Raw genomic sequence first — 12,732 nt, forward strand, 5'->3', positions numbered from 1 at the left:
CTAAAAAAAGGAAAAAACATGTTACATTTTTATCAATATTGGGAGGGTGATAATGACAGTATGGCTTAGTGCAGGCATTATTTTCACTCTACTTTCTGTGGCCTATATTTTGTTTAAATGGGGCAATGTGAAAGTGGTTGGCGTTATGCCAGTGAGAACCCTTACCTTTATTGCTATCCTCTTTACCTCAGGTTTAGACGTGGGCTTAATTATGTTCCCACTGACTGAATTTGCCGGTTATGCTGACATAAGCGCAAGCCCCGAATACGCATTTACCAACCCGTTGGCTATAGAATTTGGCTTCTGGGGGTTCTTAATTTGGGGGTTTTACTTTTTAACTTGTTTTTATTTCTGCGTAATCGAGCCAAAGGTGAAGTTTTTCGAGCTTCCAGCAGTAAAGTTCGTTAACAACGTTGTGATCATTGGCACCTGTGCATTTACGGCCTTTCTATTACTCTCTAACTTGCCTTGGTACTTGCCCAGCGTAGGCGATGGTGAGTCAATTGTGCCGACGTTCTACGCCATTGTTTTTGCTGCTATTGCGTTTGCTGTGTATTCAAGTACCAGTATCAAGTTTGTTCGCATATTGAGTATTACCACAACATGGGTTTTTATCGCACTAATTGCAGGTATGTGGGCAGGCGCTTTCATATTTGGCGAAAGTAAGATGGCAAGCTACTTTGCAAACTTAGGGTTAATCGGCGGCTACTTTGCCAATATCGATAAATTTGTACTACCGATTAATGAATATCATGAGTTTTATCTATTCTGGTGGTTTAGCTGGAGCATTATGATTGGCCAGTTTACATCGCGCTTTGTCGGTGGCCTTAAAACCTATCAGGTACTAATTGCAATGATGGTGATACCGTCTATCCCAATTGCCGCGTGGTTCTCAGTGCTTTACCATTACCACAGTGCGGGTATTTCAACAGATGGTTTGGTTAACTTTGCCATGGTATTTGTTGGTATTGTATTTGTGATCAACTCACTCGATTCACTCATTCGCCTTTACACCGACAATTTAAATATTACGGTAGAACGCATCGGTCGTGCCAACTACCTTGCATTAAACATTGTCGCTCTTTCGATGCTAACGTTATTGTTCAAGCTAGACTTCTTGCAAATTCAATGGGTCGGCGCTCTCGTCATCGCCCTGTTCTTTGGCTGCTTTGGCTATATTCTCAGCCAAAAATATAAGTCGGTCATGGCGATAAAAGCATCGCCTAAAGAAAACAAAATCGATTTCACGAAGATCGAAAATCTGAACTAACTTCACGCTTTTTCCTTTGCATACATCATGGCTTGCGAAAGCAAGCCGTGTGTTTGCTCGCGTGCGATTTGTAATAACTAACGAAAAAATAAAGACAAAAGGTTTTTATAAAATGAACAAAACATATTCAATTATTGCTGCACTTGCTGCGCTTTTCACATTCCCCACACATGCCAATTGGAGTGCTACTGTATCTGGCGTATCAGATTACACCTTCAATGGTGTTAGCCAAACCCAAAATGATCCCGCTTTGCAAGTAGGCATAGACAAAGCATTTGATAGTGGATTATATGCAGGTACATGGGCATCAAATGTCGATTTTGGTGGTGACACAAATCTTGAGTGGGACTTTTACGTTGGTCGCTACCAAATGCTCACTGAAACCGTCAGTGTTGACTACGGCATTGCCTATTACTCTTATCACGGCGCAAGCGATTCAAGCGACGGAAACTATCCTGAGCTTTATACCAAGTTTGGTTATGTCAGTGATTATGGCGCATCAGAGCTAAACTTTTGGTACACGTGGGACTACTTTGGTACCGGCGCAAAGCATGCTATCGCAATGGTTGCACATACATTTCAGCTAGCAGAAAACCATGCATTGCGTGCAAGTTTTGATGTATCAAACTCTCTCGATAGCGATAAGTGGCTATGGCAAGACAATGAAACGTCGTTTTATCACTACCGCTTGGCCTATCAAACCAGTTACCAGGGCTTCAACATAGAAATTGCGGCAGAAAATACCAATCTAGACTACAACACGGCTGACGAGAGAGTTGTGTTCGGCATTTCAAAAACGTTCGGGTTTTAGACTATATATCTCGTCCGGCTACACGTTTAGCATTCCCGCTTTCCAAACGATGCGTTACGTGTAGCCTTTATGGCTCTCCCTACAATCAAGCCTTACAAACACCAAAATGTCGACAACATCTGCATTATAAGATAAATAAATACTTATAAACTCATTATTAATGATATTTTGTCGACAAAATATCATTAAGAGGCGAGCACTTGAACCTTTACGACATTACAGGTGCGGTTAATACTGCATTTATATTCATAAGCCTTATAGGTGTATTTTCACAGTTAAGGAAAATATGGCGAAGAAAAAATACGGATAATGGTTTGCATCCCACCGAGCTTTTATCTTTAAACCAATTTACTGTGAGCTTCTTGGCTTATTTGTCTTTTTTCGTGTATGGATACTCAATAGAGCCTTTTAATCACTACATTGTTTGGCCAAGGCTAATCGCCTCTTTGCTGGTTTTATGCATCATTATGGAAATCATGATGGATAGGAAATCGGCCAGGTCGATAGTCAGCTTTGTGCTGTCCGCGAGCGGTCTCTTACTTGCTGTTATTGGTCTTTTTTACGGTGAATCCATATCTGATAAAGGAAAGGTAATATCCACCTCTATTATATTGTGTGTTTCAGTGTTAATCGCGCAGGGCTATTTTCATCAAATCAGGCTTATTTATAAATCGGGGCGCACAGGAGCGGTAGACTTAAAAATGAGTCAGTTCATTTTTATGATGGACATATCAACAATTGCTTTTGCGCTAACCATGGGGTTTTCAAAAGGTTGGCCCCTCTTAGTATTAGCCGTGACAAGTGGAATAACTAAGCTGGTCATCATGTATTTGTTCAAGTGGGTAGCAGTGAGCCCTATTGCAGCAAAACACAGAAATGCGCTAAAAACGCCATGCCACAAACCGGCTAAGCTTGTTCCCCTGCCCCATTTCAACAATGTCGAATTCTGAGGCTTGGTGATAGCGAATACTGGTTTCAAGAGGTTTGAGGTGCGCACTTTTTGAAACCAAACAGGTAAACCAACCTACCTGAGTTTTGTACTGGGTACTTTCTTCTATCATCCGCTGTATAAAAGCGAGTTCACCGCCGTTGCACCACAACTCATTCGCCTGACCTGCAAAGTTAAGGTTAGCGCTGGCTTTACCTATTGCGCTAGACTTTCCACCCCGCTTGCTCACGTTGCGCTTGAGGTTTTTTGTTTTTCGCCGCGTGCCCGATAACGCGTCTTCCCGCGATTTGTGAAACGGTGGGTTGCACATCGTAAAGGTAAAGTAGTCGTCGTCTTTTATCACACCTTTGAATATGTAGTCGGAACTAGCCTGTTTACGCACACTAAACCGCTCAGATAAGTGCGCATTTTTCTGGGCAATTCGGCTCGCGTTTACAAACGCGACTTCATCGACATCACTTCCCACAAACTCCCATTGATAGCTACTTACACCTATTATTGGATAAATAGCATTGGCCCCAACACCAATGTCGAGCCCCCTTACCGTGTTTGTTTTTTGGGGCGGCTTTGCCACCAATAAATCGGCAATTGCGTGAATGTAATCAGCACGCCCCGGCACAGGTGGGCAAAGGTAGCCTTTTGGTACTTCCCAAAAATCGACCTTGTAATAGAGCTTGAGCAAAGCCGCGTTCAGTGCCATTACGGCATTAGGATCGGCAAAATTTATGCTTTTGTTCCCGCTTTTAGCATTAACAACAAAAGGGATTAGCGCGGGAAATGACTGACAAAGTGCCGCCATTGGGTAACCATTTTTATGGAGGTTTCTTACGTGCATGAGAGATTGTGAAATCTTGTATTTAGTTGAAGTAAGACCGCTACCCTTTAAGGCGCTGTGCGAGATACATAGACTGAACATTATCATCTAGCAATTGTGCACCTGCCCCATGCGCGGCCATTTTGTCATCGCTATTGTACAGCTTACACCGCTCTAGTGACAAACAACCACAACCGATACAGCCTTGCAGCGACGTTTTTAAGCTAGTAAGCGCTGCTATTCTTTGTTCAATATGTTGGTTGAATGTTTCACTAAGCGCTATCCAATCCTTTTGCGTGGGGGTTCTGTTATTTGGCAAAGACGATAACAACGTCTTTATCTGTGCAAGTGAATAGCCCATATTCTGTGCAATAAGAATAAATGATACACGTCTTATGACCGAACGGGGGAAAACGCGGTTTCCTCCCTCGGTACGTACCGACGGGATCAACCCTTCATTGGCATAGTAACGAATGAGCGAAACGGCATTACCTGTCCGCTTCGCAATGAAGCCGATACTGACTAGCGGTTCTGGTGACATAAAAAATCCCAATCAGCACTTGATCTAAAGTTAGCTTTAGATATTAAGCTGGTTTTCGTTAACTATCTACTTAAAGGGGTAAATAATGAAGAATGCATATCTAGAACACGCCAATATTACCGTTACCGATCCTGATGCGATGGCACAGCTACTTTGCACGTTGTTTGAATGGAAGGTTCGGTGGCAAGGCGGTGCAAAAAATGAGGGGTATAGCGTGCATGTTGGCGATGACAATGCCTATCTTGCTTTGTATAAACCTGTAAAACTAAATGCTATTGTGAGTGACTACAAAACACTTGCCAACGTTAACCACATTGGCGTGGTGGTAGCTGATCTTGATGCTGTAGAGGCTAAAATACTTTCCATGGGCATTGATACATTCAGCCATGGCGACTATGAACCGGGACGACGCTTTTATTTTATGGCACAAGATAATATTGAAATTGAAGTGGTAAGCTACACCTAGCATTTATTAGAACGATACACTTGGGCGTGCTTATTAAAAGGCACGCTTTCACACCAGGGGCGACTGGCACTAATAAGGCATTGCAATGGCGTATTTTTGATACAGTGCAGGTATAGTGCCTTGTTGGTTAAGCAACGCTACCTGTGCATCAAAATGACGTTTGAGCGCTTTGCCTTTACTATTTCTTGCGAAAGACCAAAAAAGCTCAAAGTCACCCACTTCTGCAGACTGAAATTCACCATTGCGAATTCCCTCACTGAAAACACGATTAATCAGAATTTCGGTGTCCACATAAAAATCAACTTTGCCTTGTCTTAGTAGTGCCAAGCCTTGCTCAACACTCTTCACTTCAATGCCAGACGCGCTGTTAGGTAATGCAGCATAAAAAATTACGTCATCGTACCCCGCTCGGTATGCACCTAGCATTTGTTGTATGTCGCCACGATCAAGTGTTTCACGGCTTACGAGCAGAATTTTTTCACTCAAAACAGGCTTGTCAGACTGATAGAAAGCATTGTTTTTAGGCATTCCTCCCGTCATGTCAATTTCTTCCTGCGTCAAATGCTTTAAGGAACGCTTCCATGGGAAGTAACTCACTTCGAGCTCAAATTGCGGCAAAGGAAAAATTTGTCTCATCAGCTCGTGGTAGAAGCCAGTACCATCGTAATCAGTAAACCCTTCCCACTGATCAGTGCCCCATTTCACCGTAGTGGCTCCCTCTGCCCTAACAAACGCAGATAAAAAAAGTAATAAGAGCGCAAAATACTTCATGAAACCGTTTCACCAAACCATGACAAGTGTTACAAAAAAGATAATATCAATCTTACCGCGATATAGATCAACTCAAATGCGGTAGACGCCTGTCAACGCACTTAGCGTTTAATATATGGACCTAGTGTTAATATAGGGGCTTTTTTATACGGGCTGTATTAGTCATTAGTCAATGCACAAGGAAAAATCAATGCTAAGTAAACTATTTCCCATTGCCATGCTCGCCGTGTTTTCGATTTATTCTGTTAGCGCTGCCCCCATTTTAAGCATGCAAGAAAGAAGCGAGCTAATTGATCGCATTACAAAACAGCGTTTCGAGCAGGTGCTTCCTGACATAATGAAACGAGAAAACATTGATATGTGGATCGTTATGTCTAGGGAATACAATGAAGATCCTATCCTTAAGACTATGCTTCCCTCTACTTGGCTGTCAGCAAGGCGCCATACTATGCTTGTCATTTATCGCCCTCAAGACAGCCGTGCGCTTGAGACACTTGCCGTTGCACGTTATGCCGTTGGCGATATATTTGAAAAAGCATGGGATAAGGAAGCGCAGCCTGATCAGTGGCAAGCACTGGTAAAAATTATTAAACAACGTAACCCCAAGCGCATTGCTATTAATACGTCGGAGGAATTTGCGCTAGCAGATGGCATGAGTTCAACAGAATACGCAAACTTAATGACTGCTTTGCCTGACACCTTTGCATCAAGAGTTGTGACTGGTGAAAAACTGGCTATCGGATGGTTAGAAACACGTAGTGAACTGGAAATGCAACACTATCCAATACTCACTCAAATTGGCCACGACCTTATAGCAAAAGCGTTTTCTAACGACGTGATAACCCCAAACATTACCACCACAGATGACGTGGTGTGGTGGCTTAGAGATCAAACTCTCGAACTTGGACTCACAAACTGGTTTCACCCTACCGTTTCAATACAACGCGCTGATGACGAAAAATTTGACCAGATAAAAGCATTTAGTAAGCGTCCGGGCGAAAATGTGATTCGACCTGGTGACCTACTTCATGTTGATTTCGGCATTACTTATCTTAGGCTTAACACTGACCAGCAACAACATGCTTATGTTCTAAAAGAAGGCGAAACTGATGCACCCGAGGATTTAAAGAGAGCTTTAGCTACTGCCAATCGTCTACAAGACATTTTAACCAGCAACTTTAAACTTGGGCGAACAGGTAATGCCATTTTAAAAATGTCCAGAGAACAAGCAATAGAAGAAGGCATTACACCATCAATTTATACTCACCCGTTGGGATTACACGGTCATGCTGCAGGCCCAACAATAGGAATGTGGGATGCGCAAGAAGGTGTGCCTGTTCAGGGCGACTACCCTATGTATGGTCAAACGGTATATTCAATAGAATTAAATGCAGCTAGCGTAGTTAATGCGTGGAATAAAGAAATTCGAATTATGCTAGAAGAAGATGCGTTTTTTGACGGGCGTGAAGTGGTGTATTTGGATGGAAGGCAAAAGGCCTTTCACTTGATTAGCGCTTCAAAGCAGTGATTTGGGTAAAGTGTCAGGCCTTCCGCTTTCTCAAGCGAAAGGCCATGAAACTGTACAATTTTGTAAGCAATAATTTGCTTAGTGCTTACTCTGCGTTAGAGCGCACGATGACATTTTCAGCACTGTACTGACGTACAAAGTCTGAAATGTCTTGATGGTTACAAATAATATTTTCACCTTCTAGGCCATACTTAACCAAAGCAGCATCTTTACCGATAGTAAGTGCTTCTAGACAAGCTTGTGACGCAGCGTCTTGATTTTTAGCAACCAATGCAACCGTTTTTGCATTCTCAGTTACTTCATTGTTTTTATACATATAAGCAAACGTACGTAATGACTCACCATTACAACGTACAGATGCACTGAATTCTTCTGCGTTAAAACCGCTGTTGCGGATAAAGCGCAATGCTGGACCAAAACCTTCTTCAGCAGCAGTTAAACACGCTTGTGTTTCGATATTATTGTTTACAGGCTTAAGACGAACGTCTTTAGCAAAAGATTGAGTTGCAGCAACAGAAAGTGTTAAAGCAATGGCGAATGTAGACAGTTTCATTTTTGAATTCCTATTTTGTAACTAAATTAGATATCACCTCAGTGATGTGTACATTATGAACAAAGCTTTCAATAAATAAAGCACTTTTCGTAATTTAATTACAAAAAATACGAAATAAACAGTCAGATCACGACAAAACTGAAAGTTATTTACAAAAATAATGTAATTTTATCTAAAAATTTACAAATAAGACGAATTCATGACAGCCCTTGCCGTCGTATTCACTGTTAGAATGGAAAAAGTGATAAGAAAAAAAGATGATTTGGATACCATGACCTTACAAAATAAGGTCATGGATCCAATTAAGAGAAGGCAACTGTTGCTCTGGTTGGTAAAACAGACGATTCAATCTACCCAGTAAGTTCACAGAACGCGTAGGATCGTGCGCTTTTACTCTGTGCTCACTTTCTGTCAACATGAACTCCCAGGGCTGCAGGTTCAATGCGTCAATTTCGTTTTGAGTAACTCCCAGTGACGCTAACGTAGAGAGGATTCGCTCGGTTTTGCTTTCAGTGCTAGGAATAATATCGCTTATATAAAGGTCTTCTAGCGGCGCATTAATTGCTTCTAATGTATGGTTGATGGCATGCCATACAGCGTCGTGGTCAAACTGCCAATCGCGCGGCGCATAGTACCCCTCTACCTCCCACTCGAATTCTGCGTTGTTAATGGCAATTGAGCTTTCAGCTTCGGGAGAATAAGACAAGTCTGGCTTAGCACCAATATTGTAAGCATCGACACTCATCGCCACACATATTATTAGATCACCACATTCTTTGTGGGTATACAGCGCTTCAAATGCAGCTCTTTTCACCCCCATCCAGCCATGGACTTTAGACGGCTGCTCGACAAAATGTCGCACATCATTAGGGAGGTCCTCGCCGTATAAATCAATAAGTAAGGGTAGCGGATTTTGATCTGGTGCTTCATCTGGCATCCAGACTTCGTACTCCAAGCGGTTATCGGCTTTACCTCGACTTTTGATCCCGTAAGATAAATTTACTGGCCGACAGATACTTCTATCTTCGTCTACTCGGTGAAAATATTCAGAGCGCATCCGTTTTATAAATGGTGCATCTAAGCCCGCTAGTGCCGCCGTAGGATAGCGATAACCAATCTCACTATTTTCAACCATGTGCAGTGTTTCAATGGCCTGTACAAGCTTGCTTTTGAGACCCGCAAGGGTATTGACACTAGGTAACACGATACTGCGTTCAGGCTCAATGGTCAGTCGCGCACCATCTTCGGTAATAAACTTTGGTGTTTTGTGAAATTCGTAGTCTTGAAAACCAAGATGTTGTACTGCTTTATTTCTGTAGTGACACAGTTCACTGAACAAAGCAGTATGATTACGTATGTGCTTAAATAGCGGTCTGTTTTTACTCATAAATACCGTTTACTTCCCTACATTTACGCCAACTCAATTCTCATGTACCTAGCTCTTATGCACTTAAACATGCAAGAATTGATACCAAATTTGACTACCTACGTCATCGTAGTGCTTCACCAATTCGCGGTATTGCTCTCGAAGACTTGCGTTCACGAGAGGAGCGGGTAGTAATGGGTCAAAAACCAAGTCATGAATTGCGTTATCTCCCACTTCGTAAGAAGCAATGAGTGCATCTTCAAGGGGCATCGTTGAAAGGCTATCAAGGGATTGTTGCAATTCGTCGATACCTTCCCGGTAGTGCTTTTCCAAGCGTTCGCCATGCCACAATTTACACGCTTTCTGCTGAATACGTTGCTCAAAGTCACAAGCGCTAAATACGAGGGCCTCTTTCGATAAACCTACTGTAAGTAGCTTCTGCCTGATTTCATTTACACTCGCTTTCATATTGTTTGGTCTGACGTACATGTCATTGACCAATCTCTGCATGCCAAGAAGCTTTAAGGCGCGTGTATTGTGACGTTGCTGCTTTTTATCACTTTTAGCCAACATCGATGTTTGAACAACAATCCAATCGTTGTGCCACGAGGTCAACAGCGACTCTGCGTTTCGCCACTGGTTTATTTCACCCGCAAACTGCTTACCCTTTTGCCCTAATTGATAGTAGCCTCTTTCCACCAGCGACAGTAAATTAGCACTGTGCAAACGGTTAAGAGTAACGCGAACATTATTTTCCGAAATACCAAACAATGCCCCTACTCTTACAGCAGTTGCTGCATTCATTTGAATATCGTCTCTTGAGCCCAGCAGTTTAAGGAGCAATTTACGCGCTACCGGCTTTTTCACTTTATCTGTAGTCATGTTTTAGTCGAATTCACCTACATGTGATTTTTGCTTATTGTGCGTGTGGCACTTACCTGAGTTTGCACTATCGCTACCATAATACACGAGCAGCTGATACGTCCTATCAAACACTTTCTAATAACCTTCTACCAATCTCAACATTACTTTGTTTGATTAAATAAAATATTATATGTAATGTTTCTATATCGCATTGCACTAAGTGAACATGTTATGACTGAACAAAACCGTTTTGAAACCCATACCGTAGACAACCAACCTCAGGTAATGCCTCCCTATAATCTTTGGGAAAAGGACGGTCTGCTACAGCATTTCACTTGTCTTTTTCTGCCTAATGAAAAATCGTCTATGCTGTCACCACTGTCCACCTATGGCGCCGTAACAGGTGAGTCATTAATGGAACATGGAGAATTGGCGAACAAAAACAAACCTGTATTCTCACCTTTTGATCGCTACGGTAGGCGAATAGATAACGTAGATTTTCACCCGAGCTATCATGCGCTTATGCAATCTGCCATGGAGAATGGCGCGCACAATTATTCTTGGCGCAATGAAAGTCAAGCTGGCTCACATATTGTGCGCGCGGCACTTATGTACATGCATTATCAAGCTGAGGCGGGTACGTCATGCCCACTCACAATGACCCATGCTGCGGTACCTGCATTGCGCCATGCAAAAGAACTTCCTGAATACTGGCTAGAAAAGCTCATCTATGGCACCTATGATAATCGAGAGCTTCCCGCAAAAGATAAAGCGGGAATCACCCTAGGTATGGGGATGACGGAAAAACAAGGTGGTTCAGATGTGCGTCGCAACACCACTACGGCGACAAAACAAGATGATGGAAGTTATCGCGTTGTCGGTCATAAGTTTTTCTTTTCCGCTCCTATGTGTGATGGACACTTAATTCTGGCACAAGCTGAACGTGGATTAAGTTGCTTCTTGTTACCTCGGCGACTGGAAAATGGCACATTAAATAACGTTAGAATTCAGCGCTTGAAAGACAAACTTGGTGACTGGAGTAATGCCTCTTCTGAAGTTGAATTTCAGGACGCCACAGCATATTTGGTTGGACAAGAAGGACGCGGCGTTCCCGTTATCATCGATATGGTGTCGCTAACACGACTAGATTGTATGATTGGCTCTTCAGCACTCATGCGTCAGTCGCTGGTACAAGCAATGCACCATGTTAGCCATAGAGACGCCTTCGGCAATACCCTTATTAATCAACCTTTAATGCGCAATGTATTAGCAGATCTTAGTTTAGAGTGCGCAGCTGCTACCGCACTTACTATGCGTGTCGCTAAAGCAGTAGATGACGCGCCGAACAATGAACAAGAAGCCGCGTTTGCACGAATTGCGACTGCTATTGGAAAATACTGGATTTGTAAGCGTACTCCTGCCTTTGTAAACGAGGCTCAGGAGTGCTTGGGCGGCATTGGCTACGTTGAAGAAAACCCTTTGCCTCGATATTACCGCCAAGCACCACTTAATTCGATTTGGGAAGGTAGCGGCAACGTGCAGTGCTTAGATGTGCTACGCACCATTGCTAAAGAGCCTAATGCGAAAAACGCCCTATTTAATGAATTAAAGCAACAAGTAGGAAAGAACAAATACTTTGATTTACATTTTGCAAAGCTGTATGACGCTTTTTCAGCCACTGGCGATATGGAATTGCGAAGCCGACATATTACCGAACAGGCAGCATTAGCGTTACAAGGCGCTGTGTTGCTGAGTGATGACAGCAACCCGCTAGCACAAGCGTTTTGTAATGCGCGTTTAAGTAACGCCTGCGGATTAACATTTGGCACGTTAGCGCGCGACACCAATTTTGACGACATTATAGCGTTTGCGAGCATAATGGCTTAGGGTCTTTAGGAATTGAAGCAGTTAACGTGTAGCGCTCTTATCTGGCACGACAACATTTGCGTGCCAAAACTGTTCTTGCTTTTGATAGATGGGACTACTCAAAATAACGGGTAACGCCTTGTTTATTCTGGAAACTGCCTCTTCGCCCCACGCATTGTTTGTACATCCTATTGCACCCGATATTCCCTTGCTGGATAGCTCAGTCGTTTCATAGTACACCAACGCTTTCTCGCCCTGTGTTAAGTTATGAAATTTCAAAATAGAGGGGTACTCAAGGGTGTAATCTATTCTTCCCAGTGCAATTTGTTCAAGTACTCGTACTGTAGCGTTCTCACCAGTAAGTTCGGCAAAATGGCTTGTCTTACTGACTTTATCGACATATTGCTGCAGCACATCAGGATAACGTCGCGCTAGCGGCTTTCCCATTCTAAGCGTTAACGCGTTGGCAAGATCTGACAATGATATTCTACCATCCGCCCTTAAATACGGCGCGAGGACATCAGGTAGCCCGATAATTCCTAAAGGCGCATGAACAACCGTCTCATCAGTGTAAAGCCATACCTCACTATCTTCTCTTTTTATAAGGCACGGAAAACACAAATTTTGCTTTTGCTTCGATAGCATTCTAATTCGATTCTGAGGCATCAGAATAGTCTCATGCGCTACCTCTGGCATTTGCGCACTAAGTGCATCAATGAGCACATCACACATACCTGAATTTTCGTATTCACCCTCGATAATGTGAAAAGGAGGGGCGTCATTAATGGCCCATGTAATTGTGAATCCATTCTCTTGTGCCTGTGGCAACCTTGAAAAGAAAAGTGCGCAGATAAGAAGAAGCATTACCGCAGCCATTCGCACGCTAGACACCTCCACTATATGTAATACCAATTAACCGCGTTCTCCCCTAAA

Annotated in this window: 13 protein-coding genes; 6 read left to right on the plus strand and 7 right to left on the minus strand. The window is 42.9% G+C overall.

Annotated elements, in window-relative coordinates:
• The first annotated feature begins 52 nt into the window (after window positions 1–52).
• The 3 genes from OZ660_RS14140 to OZ660_RS14150 all read left to right on the plus strand — a co-directional run bounded on the left by OZ660_RS14140 (window position 53) and on the right by OZ660_RS14150 (window position 3,031).
• Window positions 53–1,270 (plus strand): BCCT family transporter, encoded by a 1,218-nt coding sequence (locus OZ660_RS14140; protein ID WP_202262134.1) that lies wholly within the window; start codon window positions 53–55, stop codon window positions 1,268–1,270.
• Window positions 1,271–1,382: 112 nt separating this feature from the next.
• Window positions 1,383–2,081, plus strand: a complete 699-nt coding sequence (locus OZ660_RS14145) for a TorF family putative porin (protein ID WP_274741336.1) — start codon at window positions 1,383–1,385, stop codon at window positions 2,079–2,081.
• A 200-nt stretch (window positions 2,082–2,281) separates the two neighbouring features.
• Entirely contained in the window at window positions 2,282–3,031 is a 750-nt protein-coding gene (locus OZ660_RS14150; RefSeq protein ID WP_274741337.1) for a hypothetical protein, read from the plus strand.
• On the opposite strand, the gene rlmF is transcribed toward OZ660_RS14150, so the two are convergent.
• Together rlmF and soxR are read right to left on the minus strand one after the other, a co-directional pair.
• Window positions 2,963–3,865, minus strand: coding sequence for a 23S rRNA (adenine(1618)-N(6))-methyltransferase RlmF (rlmF, locus tag OZ660_RS14155; RefSeq protein ID WP_274741338.1), 903 nt, complete (start codon window positions 3,863–3,865; stop codon window positions 2,963–2,965). The two genes, OZ660_RS14150 and rlmF, sit on opposite strands and share 69 nt — an antisense overlap.
• A 40-nt stretch (window positions 3,866–3,905) precedes the next feature.
• Window positions 3,906–4,385 (minus strand): redox-sensitive transcriptional activator SoxR, encoded by a 480-nt coding sequence (gene soxR, locus OZ660_RS14160; RefSeq protein ID WP_274741339.1) that lies wholly within the window; start codon window positions 4,383–4,385, stop codon window positions 3,906–3,908.
• A gap of 85 nt (window positions 4,386–4,470) precedes the next feature.
• Between soxR and OZ660_RS14165 the strand changes: the two genes are divergently transcribed.
• Entirely contained in the window at window positions 4,471–4,851 is a 381-nt protein-coding gene (locus OZ660_RS14165; RefSeq protein ID WP_274741340.1) for a VOC family protein, read from the plus strand.
• 69 nt (window positions 4,852–4,920) lie between these two features.
• Here OZ660_RS14165 and OZ660_RS14170 read toward each other — a convergent pair whose 3' ends face one another.
• Complete coding sequence (locus tag OZ660_RS14170) at window positions 4,921–5,556, minus strand: transporter substrate-binding domain-containing protein (protein ID WP_274741341.1); 636 nt, start codon at window positions 5,554–5,556, stop codon at window positions 4,921–4,923.
• A gap of 256 nt (window positions 5,557–5,812) precedes the next feature.
• Here OZ660_RS14170 and OZ660_RS14175 point away from each other — a divergent pair, with 256 nt between their 5' ends.
• Window positions 5,813–7,150, plus strand: coding sequence for a M24 family metallopeptidase (locus OZ660_RS14175; RefSeq protein ID WP_446698935.1), 1,338 nt, complete (start codon window positions 5,813–5,815; stop codon window positions 7,148–7,150).
• An 85-nt stretch (window positions 7,151–7,235) separates the two neighbouring features.
• Here the strand turns inward: OZ660_RS14175 and OZ660_RS14180 are convergent, their stop codons facing one another.
• From OZ660_RS14180 to OZ660_RS14190, 3 genes are all read right to left on the minus strand, one after another.
• The gene (locus OZ660_RS14180) at window positions 7,236–7,703 is read right to left on the minus strand and encodes a DUF3718 domain-containing protein (protein ID WP_159627148.1); all 468 of its coding nucleotides are present in this window, start codon (window positions 7,701–7,703) and stop codon (window positions 7,236–7,238) included.
• A gap of 277 nt (window positions 7,704–7,980) precedes the next feature.
• Entirely contained in the window at window positions 7,981–9,090 is a 1,110-nt protein-coding gene (locus OZ660_RS14185) for a hypothetical protein (RefSeq protein ID WP_274741342.1), read from the minus strand.
• 63 nt (window positions 9,091–9,153) lie between these two features.
• The gene (locus OZ660_RS14190; protein ID WP_274741343.1) at window positions 9,154–9,951 is read right to left on the minus strand and encodes a PaaX family transcriptional regulator; all 798 of its coding nucleotides are present in this window, start codon (window positions 9,949–9,951) and stop codon (window positions 9,154–9,156) included.
• Between the two features lie 213 nt (window positions 9,952–10,164).
• Here OZ660_RS14190 and OZ660_RS14195 point away from each other — a divergent pair, with 213 nt between their 5' ends.
• Window positions 10,165–11,820 (plus strand): acyl-CoA dehydrogenase family protein, encoded by a 1,656-nt coding sequence (locus OZ660_RS14195; RefSeq protein WP_274741344.1) that lies wholly within the window; start codon window positions 10,165–10,167, stop codon window positions 11,818–11,820.
• 21 nt (window positions 11,821–11,841) lie between these two features.
• On the opposite strand, the gene OZ660_RS14200 is transcribed toward OZ660_RS14195, so the two are convergent.
• Window positions 11,842–12,675 (minus strand): hypothetical protein, encoded by an 834-nt coding sequence (locus OZ660_RS14200; protein WP_274741345.1) that lies wholly within the window; start codon window positions 12,673–12,675, stop codon window positions 11,842–11,844.
• Between the last annotated feature and the right edge of the window lie 57 nt (window positions 12,676–12,732).

Origin of the sequence: Alteromonas sp. 009811495 (assembly GCF_028865455.1) — a bacterium.
Lineage (GTDB): Bacteria > Pseudomonadota > Gammaproteobacteria > Enterobacterales > Alteromonadaceae > Alteromonas.